The organism is Rheinheimera sp. MM224 (assembly GCF_947090785.1).
Lineage (GTDB): Bacteria > Pseudomonadota > Gammaproteobacteria > Enterobacterales > Alteromonadaceae > Pararheinheimera.
In genome coordinates this window covers 1,296,318-1,308,818 of record NZ_OX352320.1, presented here as the reverse complement: position 1 = coordinate 1,308,818, position 12,501 = coordinate 1,296,318, and the positions used below count along the sequence as shown (strand labels likewise).

The 12,501-nt window shown below is 46.0% G+C and carries 13 protein-coding genes; 5 read left to right on the top strand and 8 right to left on the bottom strand.

Going from position 1 to position 12,501, the window contains the following annotated elements; all coding sequences use genetic code 11:
• Window positions 1–512: 512 nt before the first annotated feature.
• The 8 genes from OM978_RS06140 to OM978_RS06105 form a co-directional block, all read right to left on the bottom strand.
• The gene (locus OM978_RS06140; RefSeq protein WP_264346004.1) at window positions 513–1,016 is read right to left on the bottom strand and encodes a chalcone isomerase family protein; all 504 of its coding nucleotides are present in this window, start codon (window positions 1,014–1,016) and stop codon (window positions 513–515) included.
• Window positions 1,009–1,488: a DUF2878 domain-containing protein gene (locus OM978_RS06135; protein ID WP_264346003.1), complete on the bottom strand. Its 480-nt coding sequence runs from the start codon at window positions 1,486–1,488 to the stop codon at window positions 1,009–1,011. Before OM978_RS06135 ends, OM978_RS06140 begins: the two co-directional genes overlap by 8 nt.
• Window positions 1,485–2,228, bottom strand: a complete 744-nt coding sequence (locus OM978_RS06130; protein WP_264346002.1) for an SDR family NAD(P)-dependent oxidoreductase — start codon at window positions 2,226–2,228, stop codon at window positions 1,485–1,487. The genes OM978_RS06135 and OM978_RS06130 overlap by 4 nt, the downstream gene beginning before the upstream one ends.
• A 59-nt stretch (window positions 2,229–2,287) precedes the next feature.
• Window positions 2,288–3,280: a sulfite exporter TauE/SafE family protein gene (locus OM978_RS06125; RefSeq protein WP_264346001.1), complete on the bottom strand. Its 993-nt coding sequence runs from the start codon at window positions 3,278–3,280 to the stop codon at window positions 2,288–2,290.
• 111 nt (window positions 3,281–3,391) lie between these two features.
• The gene (locus tag OM978_RS06120; RefSeq protein ID WP_264346000.1) at window positions 3,392–3,697 is read right to left on the bottom strand and encodes a hypothetical protein; all 306 of its coding nucleotides are present in this window, start codon (window positions 3,695–3,697) and stop codon (window positions 3,392–3,394) included.
• A gap of 110 nt (window positions 3,698–3,807) precedes the next feature.
• Window positions 3,808–4,527: a tRNA (adenosine(37)-N6)-threonylcarbamoyltransferase complex dimerization subunit type 1 TsaB gene (gene tsaB, locus OM978_RS06115; RefSeq protein ID WP_264345999.1), complete on the bottom strand. Its 720-nt coding sequence runs from the start codon at window positions 4,525–4,527 to the stop codon at window positions 3,808–3,810.
• A 157-nt stretch (window positions 4,528–4,684) separates the two neighbouring features.
• A complete protein-coding gene (locus tag OM978_RS06110; protein ID WP_264345998.1) occupies window positions 4,685–6,604 on the bottom strand; it encodes an ATP-dependent DNA helicase in 1,920 nt (639 codons plus the stop codon).
• A gap of 101 nt (window positions 6,605–6,705) precedes the next feature.
• The gene (locus OM978_RS06105) at window positions 6,706–6,966 is read right to left on the bottom strand and encodes a hypothetical protein (RefSeq protein WP_264345997.1); all 261 of its coding nucleotides are present in this window, start codon (window positions 6,964–6,966) and stop codon (window positions 6,706–6,708) included.
• A gap of 467 nt (window positions 6,967–7,433) precedes the next feature.
• On the opposite strand from OM978_RS06105, the gene hisG reads away from it, so the two are divergent.
• The 5 genes from hisG to hisH are packed head-to-tail and all read left to right on the top strand — an operon-like array spanning window position 7,434 to window position 12,440.
• Window positions 7,434–8,336 carry an ATP phosphoribosyltransferase gene (gene hisG / locus OM978_RS06100; protein ID WP_264345996.1) on the top strand — a complete coding sequence of 301 codons (903 nt, stop codon included), beginning with the start codon at window positions 7,434–7,436 and terminating at the stop codon, window positions 8,334–8,336.
• Between the two features lie 3 nt (window positions 8,337–8,339).
• Window positions 8,340–9,683, top strand: coding sequence for a histidinol dehydrogenase (gene hisD, locus OM978_RS06095; protein ID WP_264345995.1), 1,344 nt, complete (start codon window positions 8,340–8,342; stop codon window positions 9,681–9,683).
• Complete coding sequence (gene hisC, locus OM978_RS06090) at window positions 9,680–10,771, top strand: histidinol-phosphate transaminase (RefSeq protein ID WP_264345994.1); 1,092 nt, start codon at window positions 9,680–9,682, stop codon at window positions 10,769–10,771. Before hisD ends, hisC begins: the two co-directional genes overlap by 4 nt.
• On the top strand, window positions 10,768–11,838 hold the full coding sequence (hisB, locus tag OM978_RS06085) for a bifunctional histidinol-phosphatase/imidazoleglycerol-phosphate dehydratase HisB (protein ID WP_264345993.1): 1,071 nt from the start codon (window positions 10,768–10,770) through the stop codon (window positions 11,836–11,838). Before hisC ends, hisB begins: the two co-directional genes overlap by 4 nt.
• A complete protein-coding gene (gene hisH / locus OM978_RS06080; RefSeq protein ID WP_264345992.1) occupies window positions 11,838–12,440 on the top strand; it encodes an imidazole glycerol phosphate synthase subunit HisH in 603 nt (200 codons plus the stop codon). Before hisB ends, hisH begins: the two co-directional genes overlap by 1 nt.
• Window positions 12,441–12,501 lie beyond the last annotated feature (61 nt).

Genomic DNA, 12,501 nt, shown 5'->3' with positions numbered 1-12,501 from the left:
GTAGTGACTCTGTTTTTACGGCAATCAACAGTGGTGTTGATTGAAGCTACAACACGCCTGATTTGGGGCTATCCCAAAAAAGGCGGCGGATAATAAATGCAATGTTTTGTAAGGGTCAACCGCTTTTAACCGCCAAATGACTGCGTTAACTGGCATCTGCCGCAAAAAGCACAAGTGTTAAATTTATGATAAAAATCAACAACATAAAGATATGCATACAAAACAAACGATGCAGCTGTATTAGAATTAGACAACAAAAAAGAGAAGGCATGACATATCTGACTGTTTAATAAGAACAATACTGTAAAAATGCCTTATTCAGGGTTGCTCACCAAAAGATTAATTAATAAACAGAAGTCAGTCAGCTGTTGTTTTGTTACAAAACTGAAAGTAAATAAGATGAAAAACACCATAAACTAAATTAGATGTGCACACAGAAGGGACAAGAGGCATTGATATTCATTGGTTATAGAGCAGAAATCCGCAGTCACCAAAACATCACGGCCTCATTTTTATGCGGAATTTTTCAGCAATTGTTTTCTCAGCTTTGGCGCAGAGGTTTTCTCAGACAACCAAATATCTAAAAATGCCGGACCAAAAGCAGGGTCTGTTACGTCCCCCAGCAGCTTATCATTGAAGTAAAACTGTACCGTGCCATCGGCCAATAAAACACAACTTAACTGGTCGCCTTTTTTAACATCGGTCCAAAGCTTATCCAACTGCTTTGCCCAGTCTTTATGTTGAGCTGAAACCTTGCCTTTCAGATGTTTCCACTGATCCACTGTCGCTTCAATAAAATCTGGCTTGCTGATATCCCGCTGATAGGTCAGCTTGAGTACCAAAGGAGCACTTTGCTGGTAATCGCTCCAGTTACCATCTGCTGTATACAGTTGCGCTTGGTATAAATCCCAGAATAAATAACTGAACTGACCTTGTCCCACCAGTTTGACGTTATCTGGCATGGCTTGAGCATTTAAACAGCATAGAAAGGTCGCTATCACTAGAATCTTACGCATAAAATTTTCTGCTCCATCCTGATAACACACCATAGCAGCCCCAACACAACGCCAATGCTATATAGGCTTCAGTTGTACTGCTGACCTGCATCTGACCACTTAATGCAGCTCCCCCCAGATAAGCAATTGGACCAGAGACGGCTGCAATAAGTGCCGCTATCCAGTAATTTTGCAAATACACAGAAAACACCTGTACCACCACCAAACTAAATACCAGCCACAAGACTAACATCCAAAGAGGTAACCAGATGGAGCCGGTAAAACTTAAAACGCCGCTGTATTGCAACACCGAATCCAGCGTAATCCCCACTACAGCCAAAGCTAACCAGGCCAAACGTTCAGCATTACTGCAGCGCCACAAAGACCACGCTACAAATAGCAATACAGGAATAAGCAATAGGTCCTGGAACAACACCAGCGCAAACCAACTTAACTTAAAACCTATTAAGGCCGTCCAATTTATTCCTATCATGGTTGGCGCATCCCTGCAGCGACTTTGCAGCGCAATGAATAAGGCAGCAGATTCAACAGATGCAGACTCCACACCAGCCGTTTTGGAAAACGTATACGCTGCTGCTGTGCCTGAATGCCTTTACGGATGCGAGCTGCAGCATCTTCAACCTGCAGCAGAAAAGGCATCTTAAAATCGTTCTTTTGTGTCAGAGGAGTATCGACGAAACCAGGTTCAATAAGACAAATCTGCACGCCAGAATCTGCAAGATCAACTCGTAAGCTGTCGGCAAAATAACTTAGGGCAGCTTTACTGGCGCCATAAGCCTGTGCTTTGGTAAACGGAAATAGATGCGCCAGACTGCTGACAATAGCCAAAGTGCCCTGCTCCGATTTCTGCAGCAGCGGTAATAACAGCTTCACAGCTGCCACCTGGGCTTGAAAATTCAGCGCCATAGTGCGGTCGAAAATATCTAAAGGTAGATTGGTCGCCTCGACGTAATCACAACTGCCCGCATTAAGAATAACTAAATCCAAAGCTGAGGTCTGTTGAGAGAGTTGCTCCACGGCAGCCGAAAACAGCTCTGTGTTGGTCAAATCCAAAGGAAAAGCGTGAATGTTGTTGTGTTGGTTGTGCAGCTCATTGAGCGCGTTGACAGAACGAGCAACAGCGATCACCTGCCAACCTTCGTTAGCGTATTGAATGGCCAGTTCGCGGCCTAAACCTGAACTGGCACCAGTGACTAAACAATAACGGGACATAAACACAGACTCTTAGGATCAATGTTTATTTATACGTGTGGTTAGACTTTTTGGATCCCTTAATGTGACACAACCACTTGCGGTTGTTCTGAATACAGAGTTTTGCGACTCAGATTACGGATCAGCAGATAAAAGCCAGTCGACAGCACTACAGTGAATACACAAGCCCAAATCAGCTTATCTACCGAAGGGTTATAACAAAGGAAATACAGCAGCTGTGCGACATTCAGTACTGCTATGGCATACAACATAATTTCTTTATTAATACGATGCAGCACATAAGCTCCCAAAGGCGCCATCAGCAATACCACAGGGTAGGCGCATAACCAGGTTTGTACCTGGTACCCCGTTAAACCCTGATCAACAAAATGGCGGTAGGCATAACCAAGCACACTAATTGCAGCCATCAGCATAATACTCATATGAGTGGCCACTTTTTCCTGCATACGAAAACGAGTCACTAACAAGGTATACAAAATAATATCAGCGCCGGTGCCAAACAAACTGGCGCACATGCCACCAGCAACTAACATCAGTAGCAACAAGACAAAATCCATAGGTTTATTCAGGTCTAAAGTGGCTTTGCTACCTCTGTGTTTACCAAAGCTATAAACCACAGCAAAACTGGTGATCAGGCTTAAAAACAGCACCTGCATAATGTATACCGGCAGTTGTTGCAGCAGTTGCATTCCCACTACAAAACCAGCAAAAGCCACTGGGATAAAGACCAGTAAAGGCTTATAGGTTTTCAGTTGGTTAGCTTTGTGACTTAAGATAAAAATACTGGCGCTGGTCATGCCAATACTTTGGATCATTAAACTAAAATCCCGCGCCATGGTGCGGTCTATATTGAGGAAAATATTTAAAACAGGAAAAGCGACTGCTCCACCGCCTTCTGGAGTCACACCAGCGACAAAAGCACCAGCCACCATAATGGCCGGGTAATACCAATGCTCTATTAAAAAACTGAGTTGATTAAACTGATTAAAAAGCACAAACCACACCGCTAAAGCAGCAACAAACCAAATCCGAAACACCTTGCTGTCAAACATAACCTAGAGCCATTTTATTATTAGAAAGACAGCATAAACCACTATGAAAACACTTTCATTGGTTTTATTGTTATGAATTTTGAAGTGATTGTTTTGGAGCGGGATTAAGGTTTAGGCGTACAAATCCAGACTAAACATTTGCTGAACTTTTTCGCGTTTTTCCTGATTGGCTAACATTTCGTAGGCATCTAAAGCTTGTTGATTACGCTGTTTTGGCTGGTCGTAAGTAGTGCGTTTTTGTGCTTCCTGCTCATCCAGCATAGATAAAGCCTGAGCGTCAGCACGCACACCGGAACCCGATGGTACCAGTGTGGTTTTGCTTTGCTGTTCAGCCTCAACGGCTTTGGTTTTATTGCCCTGAAATACCAGCCCAACACTGGGGCTTTTAGGTACATCACGACTGACGGCTATTGTCATAACTGCTCAAAGTTCGCCTTTATTTGATGCCAGTATAACTTAGCAAAAAATTTCGCCAAGTAGCTTTTATTAATCTTCATCCCTAGGCCGCTGCTACTCCGACGACGGGTTTACCTACCGGGCAATTTCTGCCAGGTGACCTCATCGCGCACATAAGTAGGTTCTGCCAGTTCTGCGGCAATAAATTGCCCCTGCCGGAACGGAATTGCCGCCAGACTCAACATATCCTGCGCTGAAGGGTACAGAATCACAGGGCTAAGATGAACCACAGCAAGATCCTCTGATCCGCTATTGCCAGTTTTGTGCCAGTCTTCCAGCTGTTGTGGATAGGTTTGCCAGCCCGTTCCTACAGCGCAAATATGGCCTTTTAATACAGGTGCTGGCAAAGCAGTGGGTTTAGCCGCTATTTCAGTGCTTAGCGCCTGCATCAGGCCCTGATCATCTAACTGAAAACTGGCCAGATAGACTTCATTCATTCGTGCATCTATAGCAGCAACCACCTGATGGGCCTGATGGTGTCTGTGTGCAGCTTGTGCCATAGCAGCCAGGGTTGATACACCATAAACTGGAAGTTCAGCGCCAAAAGCTAAACCCTGACATACACCCACACCAATACGCACACCGGTAAAACTACCAGGGCCTTTGCCAAATACCAGACCATCCAGTTGCTGCAAAGTTAAGCCAGCTTCAGACAATAGCTGCTGCACCATAGGCAAAATACGTTTGCTGTGTTGCTGCGGACAAACTTCGTCCAGAGTCAGAATTTTGCCATCGACAGTTAAAGCCACTGAACAAGCTTCGGTTGAGGTATCTAATGCCAGTAATTTCAACAGGCTACTCCTTTCTACATTTTTGTTTATCGACTCAAAGTAATTGGAATTGCAGGGAGGCGACAAGTGCGTGAGACCCCAGGAGCATAGTAGTCCTATGTGACTGGGGCGAGAGCACGCAGGCAACAAAGCTGCAGCTTCAAGTACGAAGAGTATATTATTTAGGTAAATCTTCTAAAAACTTTATCGCAGCGCTCAGATCCCGGCTGCGACGCATCGGCGGTAAGCTTTTTAAAAATACCGAGCCATAAGGCCGGGTCACTAATCTGTTATCACAAATCACCAACACACCACGGTCTGACACGTCACGGATTAAACGGCCAACGCCTTGTTTTAACGTGATCACAGCTTGTGGTAATTGCACTAAAGCAAAAGGATCCAGCCCTTTCATCTGACAATCTTCGTTACGCGCCTGCAATAAAGGATCGTCAGGCGATGCAAAAGGCAGTTTGTCGATAATGACGCAGCTTAAAGTATCACCCCTTACATCCACGCCTTCCCAGAAACTGCCGGTGCCGAGTAACACCGCATGTTTGGTTTCAACAAATTGTTCCAGTAATAAACGTTTACTGGTAGTGCCCTGCACCAGCACAGGCAAAGACAAATGCTGTGGCAGCTCATTGGCCATCCATTGCAGCATACGATGGCTTGTGAACAGGAAAAAACAACGGCCCTGATTGGCTTCAATTAAAGGCACCGCCAATTTTAGCAGCGCTTTACCCATACGGGCATCATTGGGTTCAGGTAAATAACGAGGCACCAGCAACATGGCTTGTTGTTCGTAATCAAAAGGACTGTCGAGCAACAAAGTGTCCGCCTGCTGCAAGCCCATTTGTTCAATATAGTGGGCAAAACCCTGATCAACCGACAAGGTAGCTGAGGTAAAAATCCAGCTGCGTTTTTCTGCAAACACCAGCTCACGGAATTTATCGGCAATACTCAAAGGCGTTAAATGCAGACTAATATGTTGTCTGGTGGTTTCATACCAAAAACTGACGCCGGTTTTGCTGACATCCTGCAGTTTTTCCAACTGAGTTTTCGCCAAAGCCAGCCGTTCAAAACAGTGATCCACTACTTCGTTGCGACCTAAACTGCCTTTCAGTACCTGATACAACATGCCCATGGCTTCAGACACCCGGGTGAGTGCCAGTTGCACATCAGGCCTTTTACTACTGTCACGCCAGTTGCCGCGTTCAGGTTCATCTGACCACAGCAAGCGCCAATCCCGCACTAAAGTCGCCAGCTTGTCTGCTGTTTTACTTAACTGTGGATGGTCACGCAATTCGGTTTTACAAATCAGTTCCAGCTCTTTACAGAGCTCCAGCAAAGTACGGCTGGATAAGGTCTCACCAAAATACTCACTGGCGATATCCGGAATCTGGTGGGCTTCATCAAAGATGACTACATCCATATTGGGCAGCAGCTCACCAAAACCAGTGTCTTTCAGTGCCATATCGGCAAAAAACAAATGGTGGTTCACGACCACTAAATCGGCCTGCATCGCCTTCTTTCGGGCTCGCAGCAAATAACAGTCTTCGTAGGATGGACAGTCTTTACCGAGGCAGTTGTCTGCTGTACTGGTCACCAGAGGTAAAGCTTTGGAGTCTTCGGCTATATAAGTCAGCTCGCCGATATCACCACTTTGGGTTTCGTTGGACCACTTTTTGATCAGACTTAAATCATTGATCACAGCCGCATCTGCCGTAGGCACATGCTGATAATGCTGATCTAAGCGAAATAAACACAAATAGTTGGAGCGGCCTTTTAATAAAGAGGTATCCACCGGCAAAGCCAGAGCTTTTAATACTGTAGGTAAATCACGGAAATACAGCTGTTCCTGCAGGTTTTTAGTCCCAGTGGATAAAATAACCTTTTTGCCAGATAACAAAGCAGGCACTAAATAGGCGTAGGTTTTACCTGTACCAGTGCCCGCCTCTACCAATAAAGCGTTGCCGTTTTCAATGGATTTGGTCACAGAAGCTGCCATCAGCTTTTGCGGTTCACGGGCTTTAAAACCGTCAATGGCTTTAGATAAAGCTCCTTGTTCGGCAAAAGCCTGCTGCACTTGTTTTAGCATAAGTGGGTGAACTGCCTGTCAGAGAAGACAGAGATAATGGATGAAACAGCAGACAACAGCATAAACAAGGCCCGGCAAGAATTTGCGCTATTATGCCTTGGCTAGACAAAAATATCTAAGTGTCCTTCATCATCCACATGCTGCTCTTCTTCAGGCGTAGTTTCAGGTGCAGGTGGATAGTCGTCACGACGGCGCCTGTCCTGACGTTTTTTTTGCTGATCTTTAAGTAAAATAAGGAAACGTTTTTCCTCTTTTTCATAAGCGCTGATTTTGGCATCTTTAAACACAGGCGCGATCATAGGTCCAGGCTGTTCAGTTGGCGTGCCTGGTGGTCGATACAAATAGGGAAATAAAGCGTCCATAAACCCCTCCTCTGCCCTGTTATCGGCAGTGACACAAATAACTTTATCTATACAACCTGATTACTTTTCACTCTACTCGTTAGAGTTGTTTTTTTATAACTTATTCATTTTTTATCGTAAATAATTGTATAGAAAACAAAATTATCAAATAAAAACAGCAAGATAACAAAACTTCAGCTTCAAAACAAAATACAGCTGAAACAAAAAATTCTGTTGCCTGAATGACAAAAAGCCGTTAGCTTGTATACATCTTAACGAGGAGTCACTTTCATGCTTATCAACATCCACTGGCATCATCACCATCATTTATCCGACTAGCCGGTCCGTGTTGACATTGGAGGCTAGGTCATAACCAGCCTGCGGTGGAGAAAGTGCAAACCAATTCCAACTGAACCCCGGGGCTAAAATCCCGGGGTTTTTGTTTTACGATTTTTATAAGCCCCAGCTTTTATGAGAGAAATAATAACATGACAGTCACTACCAACAGATTACGCATCGCCATTCAGAAGTCAGGCCGCCTGTCGCAAGACTCTCAGGCACTGCTCACCAGCTGTGGTTTAAAAATTAACTTACGTGAACAACGCCTGATCGCTCATGTTGAAAATATGGATATCGACTTACTGCGGGTGCGTGATGACGATATTCCTGGTTTAGTGATGGATGGCGTCTGTGACTTAGGTTTTGTTGGCGAAAACGTGCTGGAAGAAGTCTCCTTGCAACGTCAAATGGACAACGAAACTTACGATTACACTGTACTGGCCCGTCTCGATTTTGGTGGCTGCCGCTTATCTATAGCTGTGCCGCAGGAAGAAGATTACCAGTCGATCAAAGATTTAGAAGGCCGCACTATAGCTACTACCTACCCACGTTTACTGAACCGCTACTTAAAGCAAAACGGCGTTAATTGCCGTATCGTCAATTTAAAAGGTTCGGTTGAAGTGGCTCCACGGGCAGGTTTAGCCGATGCAATTTGTGATTTAGTCTCCACAGGCGCCACCTTAGAAGCCAATGGTTTAAAAGAAGTGGAAGTGATTTACCGCTCCAAAGCAGTACTGATCCAGCGCCGCGATTTAACTGATGAGAAACAACTGAAACTGATTAAAAAACTGATGCCACGTATTCAGGGTGTGATGCAAGCCAATGAAAGCAAATACATTATGTTGCACGCGCCACGCGCTCGTTTGCAGGAAGTGATAGCTCTGCTGCCAGGTGCCGAAAACCCAACCTTATTGCCATTAGCAGGCAATGACGATTTAGTGGCTTTGCATGTGGTCAGCAGCGAAACTTTATTCTGGGAAACCATGGAGCAACTGAAAGGCTTAGGTGCCAGCTCCATTCTTGTATTACCCATTGAAAAGATGATGGAGTAAGGCATGTTGTATCCGATCAGCAACTGGCAACAACTGGATAAAACTGCGCAGCAGGCGTTGTTAGAGCGCCCGCTGCAGCAGGAATCCGACAGCTTAAAACAAACTGTGAGGGATATTATCCGTGCTGTGCGCACTGAAGGTGATAAAGCTTTGCTGCGTTTTAGCCGCGAATTTGACAAGCTGCAAAGCAACCCTTTGCGTTTGGCTGAGAACCTACAACAAAGCTTAATCGCCTCTTTATCCGATGAGCTAAAAACCGCCATTCAGATTGCGTACCGTAACATCCGCACCTTTCATGCGGCTCAGTTGCCACAAAATATCCGCATTGAAACTCAGCCCGGTGTGGTCTGTGAACTGAATTACAGCGCTTTGGATCAGGTCGGTTTGTATGTACCAGGTGGCAGCGCCCCTTTGCCTTCGACTGTACTGATGCTGGGTGTGCCAGCTCAACTGGCCGGTTGCCGTCGTGTGGTGTTAGTCACACCTCCTGGTCAGCCTGAAGCGGGTGATATTGCCGCTGAGATTGTTTATGCAGCATCACTCTGTGGCATTACGGAGATTTATACTTTAGGTGGTGCTCAGGCTGTTGCTGCTTTGGCCTATGGCACTGAAACCATTGGTAAAGTGGATAAAATTTTTGGCCCTGGCAACAGGTTTGTCACCGAGGCAAAACAGCAAGTCAGTCAGGATGCCCGAGGCGCCGCTATTGATATGCCTGCTGGCCCTTCTGAAGTGCTGGTGATTGCCGACGACAACGCCAATCCGGTCTTTGTGGCGGCAGATTTATTATCCCAGGCCGAACACGGCCCGGACTCACAAGTGGTGTTGGTAAGCCCAAGCGAAGCTTTGCTGGTCAATACCATCAGTGAGTTAAAACGTCAGACGGCTTTATTACCACGCGCTGAAATTGCGAAAAAAGCCCTTGCCAACAGCAGACTGATTTTAACGCCGGATTTAGCGACAGCGGCGTTGGTCAGTAACCAATACGCGCCTGAACACTTAATTATTCAGACGGCGGACGATCAAGGCTTGCTTGGCAAACTCACCAACGCTGCCAGTATTTTTGTTGGCCCTTACACGCCAGAATCGGCAGGTGATTATGCCAGTGGTACTAACCACGTATTGCCCACTTATGGCTACAGCCGTAATCACAGCAGTTTAAGTCTGGCCGACTTTTATCGTCGTTACACAGTTCAGACCTTAACGGCAGATGGTATGCGCGATTTAGGCCCAACTATTGTCAAACTGGCCAAAGCCGAAGGATTAGATGCGCACGCCAATGCCGTCTCCTTTCGATTAGCAGCGCTTGAGCTTTCAGCAAAAATTTCAGAGGAAAATCGTTCATGAGCCGTATCAGTTCTTTAGCCAGGCAAAAAGTACAACAACTGGTGCCTTATGCTTCAGCCCGCTTAAGCATGAGCGGCGGCTCGGTCTGGCTGAATGCCAACGAAAACTCTATGGCAACAGACTATACACTTTCAGGCCAATACAACAGATACCCGGATTGTCAGCCAAAGGACTTAATTAGCGCTTATGCATCTTATGCTGGTGTAGAAACCAATCAGGTGCTGACCAGTCGTGGTGCTGATGAAGGGATTGAGCTGTTAATTCGCAGTTTCTGTGAACCAGGACAAGATGCCATCAGCATTTGCCCGCCGACTTATGGCATGTACAAAATCAGCGCAGAAAGCCAACTGGTGGATGTCAACATTGTGCCTTTAACCCAAGATTTAACTTTAGATCTGCCGACTTTATTTGCGCAAAAAGCCAATGTAAAACTGGTGTTTATTTGTAGCCCCAATAACCCAACAGGCGATTTAATACCTCGGGAGCAAATTGTCGAGGTACTGGAGTTTTATAAAGACAAAGCTTTAGTAGTAGTCGATGAAGCTTATATTGAGTTTGCGCCAGAAGCTTCTGTGGCTGGTTTGTTAAACCAATACAGCAACTTAGTGGTACTGCGTACTTTATCCAAAGCTTTTGCGTTGGCAGGCCTGCGTTGTGGTTTTACTTTGGCTGAGCCTTCAGTGATTGCAGCTTTGCGTCAGATGATTGCGCCCTACCCTGTGCCAGCTCCTGTGGCTGAAATTGCAGTGCAGGCGTTATCAGCCCAGGGCCAGCAAAAAATGCGTGCCACAGTTGAGCAAATCAACAGCTTACGCGACAGCTTTAGTGCTTTTGCCAAGACTCTGAGTTATGTAAGCCGTGTCTATCCGTCCAAGGCCAACTACGTGCTGCTGGCAGTGCCTGATGCTGCGGCGCTGGTGAGTTTTATTGCAGAACAAGGTGTGCTGATTCGTAACCAATCCAGCCAATTAGGTTTAGGTCAGGTGGTGCGGGTGTCCATTGGAAATGCCACTGAAATAGCGCAGTTACAACAGATTATGTCGTCTTATTCCACCAAAATAACTACAGAAAAACAGGAGTCTTTATGAGTGCCAAAGCTATTTTATTTATCGACCGTGACGGCACTATGGTGGAAGAACCTGCTGTAGATAAACAACTGGATTCACTGGAAAAACTGGCGTACGAGCCCGATCTGGTGCCTTCGTTACTCAAATTGCAGGCCGCTGGTTATTCGCTGGTGATGGTGACCAATCAGGACGGCCTTGGCACAAATAGTTTTCCGCGTGATACCTTTGATGCGCCGCAGGAAAAAATGATGCAGCTGCTCAATTCGCAAGGCATTCGTTTTGACGATATTCTGATTTGCCCACACTTTGATAAAGACAACTGCAGCTGCCGTAAGCCGAAGCTGGGGTTAGTGAAAGATTATCTGCAGCAAGGCAAAGTGGATTTCACCAACTCTTTTGTCATTGGCGACCGTTTAACTGACGTGCAACTGGCTGAAAATATGGGCCTGCCTTCGTTCCGTTACGACCGCGATACGTTAGGCTGGAAAGAAATCACCAAACAGCTGTTAAGCAAAGGCCGTAAAGGCAGCGTCAATCGTGTCACCCGCGAAACTGATATTCAGGTGAACGTCGATTTAGATCAGCAAGGCGGCAATGTCATTGAAACCGGCGTTGGCTTTTTTGACCATATGCTGGATCAAATTGCCACCCACGGTGGTTTTAGCCTGCAACTCAAAGTCAAAGGCGACTTACACATAGATGATCACCACAGCGTGGAAGATACAGCTCTGGCTTTAGGTCAGGCGTTAAAACAAGCTCTAGGCAATAAAAAAGGCATTACCCGCTTTGGTTTTGTCTTACCTATGGATGAATGCCGCGCTGAATGTGTGCTGGATTTATCCGGCCGTCCGCTGCTGAAGTTTGATGCTAATTTAGGTCAGGGTGCTGTTGGCACTATGAACCTGGAGATGGTGCACCACTTCTTCCGATCTTTAAGTGATGCCATGCTGATGACCCTGCATTTATCCGTCAGCCCTGGCAATAAACACCATATGGTCGAAGGTTTATTTAAAGCCTTTGGCCGGGCACTTGGTCAGGCTATTAAAGTATCAGGTGAAGCTCTGCCAAGCAGTAAAGGAGTGCTTTAATGTCGCTAGTGATTGTAGATACAGGCTGCGCCAATATCAGCTCTGTGTATTGTGCCTTCCAGCGCTTGGGTGTGGATGCTAAAGTCAGCCGCGATTTAACTGTGATTAAAAACGCCAGCCGTTTATTAGTACCAGGCGTTGGCGCGGCTCGTCAGGCGATGGCGAATTTGCGTGAACGCGATTTAATTGCCACCTTACAACAGGCAGAGCAGCCACTCCTTGGCATTTGCTTAGGCATGCAGCTGTTGACTGACCGCAGCGAAGAAGGTGATGTCGATTGTTTAGGTTTAATACCAGGTCAGGTGAAACGGATGCAAGTCGGCGATTTACGTTTGCCTCATATGGGCTGGAATACTTTGCAGGTAGAAGATAGTGCAAAAAATCACCCGCTTCTCAAAGGCATAGGCGAAAAAGACTATGTGTATTTTGTCCACAGTTTTGCGGTAGCGCCATCCGATACCACCTTAGCCCGCTGCAATTACGGTAGTGATTTTGCCGCTGTGATAGGCAAAGGCAATAAGCTAGGTGCGCAGTTCCACCCTGAACGTTCAGGTGCTGTCGGTGCTCGTTTATTACAGAACTTTCTGGCTTTTAAAGGTTGAATTTTAACGGTTAACTTTTGGCTGTTACCCCTTTTTGATGCGGCGATGCCGTTACAGGATT

Coding starts and splice junctions, on each gene's coding strand:
- OM978_RS06125 (WP_264346001.1), bottom strand. CDS start 3,280: ATGTTTGACAGCAAGGTGTTTCGGATTTGGTTTGTTGCTGCTTTAGCG.
- hisB (WP_264345993.1), top strand. CDS start 10,768: ATGAGTGCCAAAGCTATTTTATTTATCGACCGTGACGGCACTATGGTG.
- OM978_RS06120 (WP_264346000.1), bottom strand. CDS start 3,697: ATGACAATAGCCGTCAGTCGTGATGTACCTAAAAGCCCCAGTGTTGGG.
- OM978_RS06105 (WP_264345997.1), bottom strand. CDS start 6,966: ATGGACGCTTTATTTCCCTATTTGTATCGACCACCAGGCACGCCAACT.
- hisD (WP_264345995.1), top strand. CDS start 8,340: ATGTTGTATCCGATCAGCAACTGGCAACAACTGGATAAAACTGCGCAG.
- OM978_RS06140 (WP_264346004.1), bottom strand. CDS start 1,016: ATGCGTAAGATTCTAGTGATAGCGACCTTTCTATGCTGTTTAAATGCT.
- OM978_RS06135 (WP_264346003.1), bottom strand. CDS start 1,488: ATGATAGGAATAAATTGGACGGCCTTAATAGGTTTTAAGTTAAGTTGG.
- hisH (WP_264345992.1), top strand. CDS start 11,838: ATGTCGCTAGTGATTGTAGATACAGGCTGCGCCAATATCAGCTCTGTG.
- OM978_RS06110 (WP_264345998.1), bottom strand. CDS start 6,604: ATGCTAAAACAAGTGCAGCAGGCTTTTGCCGAACAAGGAGCTTTATCT.
- hisG (WP_264345996.1), top strand. CDS start 7,434: ATGACAGTCACTACCAACAGATTACGCATCGCCATTCAGAAGTCAGGC.
- OM978_RS06130 (WP_264346002.1), bottom strand. CDS start 2,228: ATGTCCCGTTATTGTTTAGTCACTGGTGCCAGTTCAGGTTTAGGCCGC.
- hisC (WP_264345994.1), top strand. CDS start 9,680: ATGAGCCGTATCAGTTCTTTAGCCAGGCAAAAAGTACAACAACTGGTG.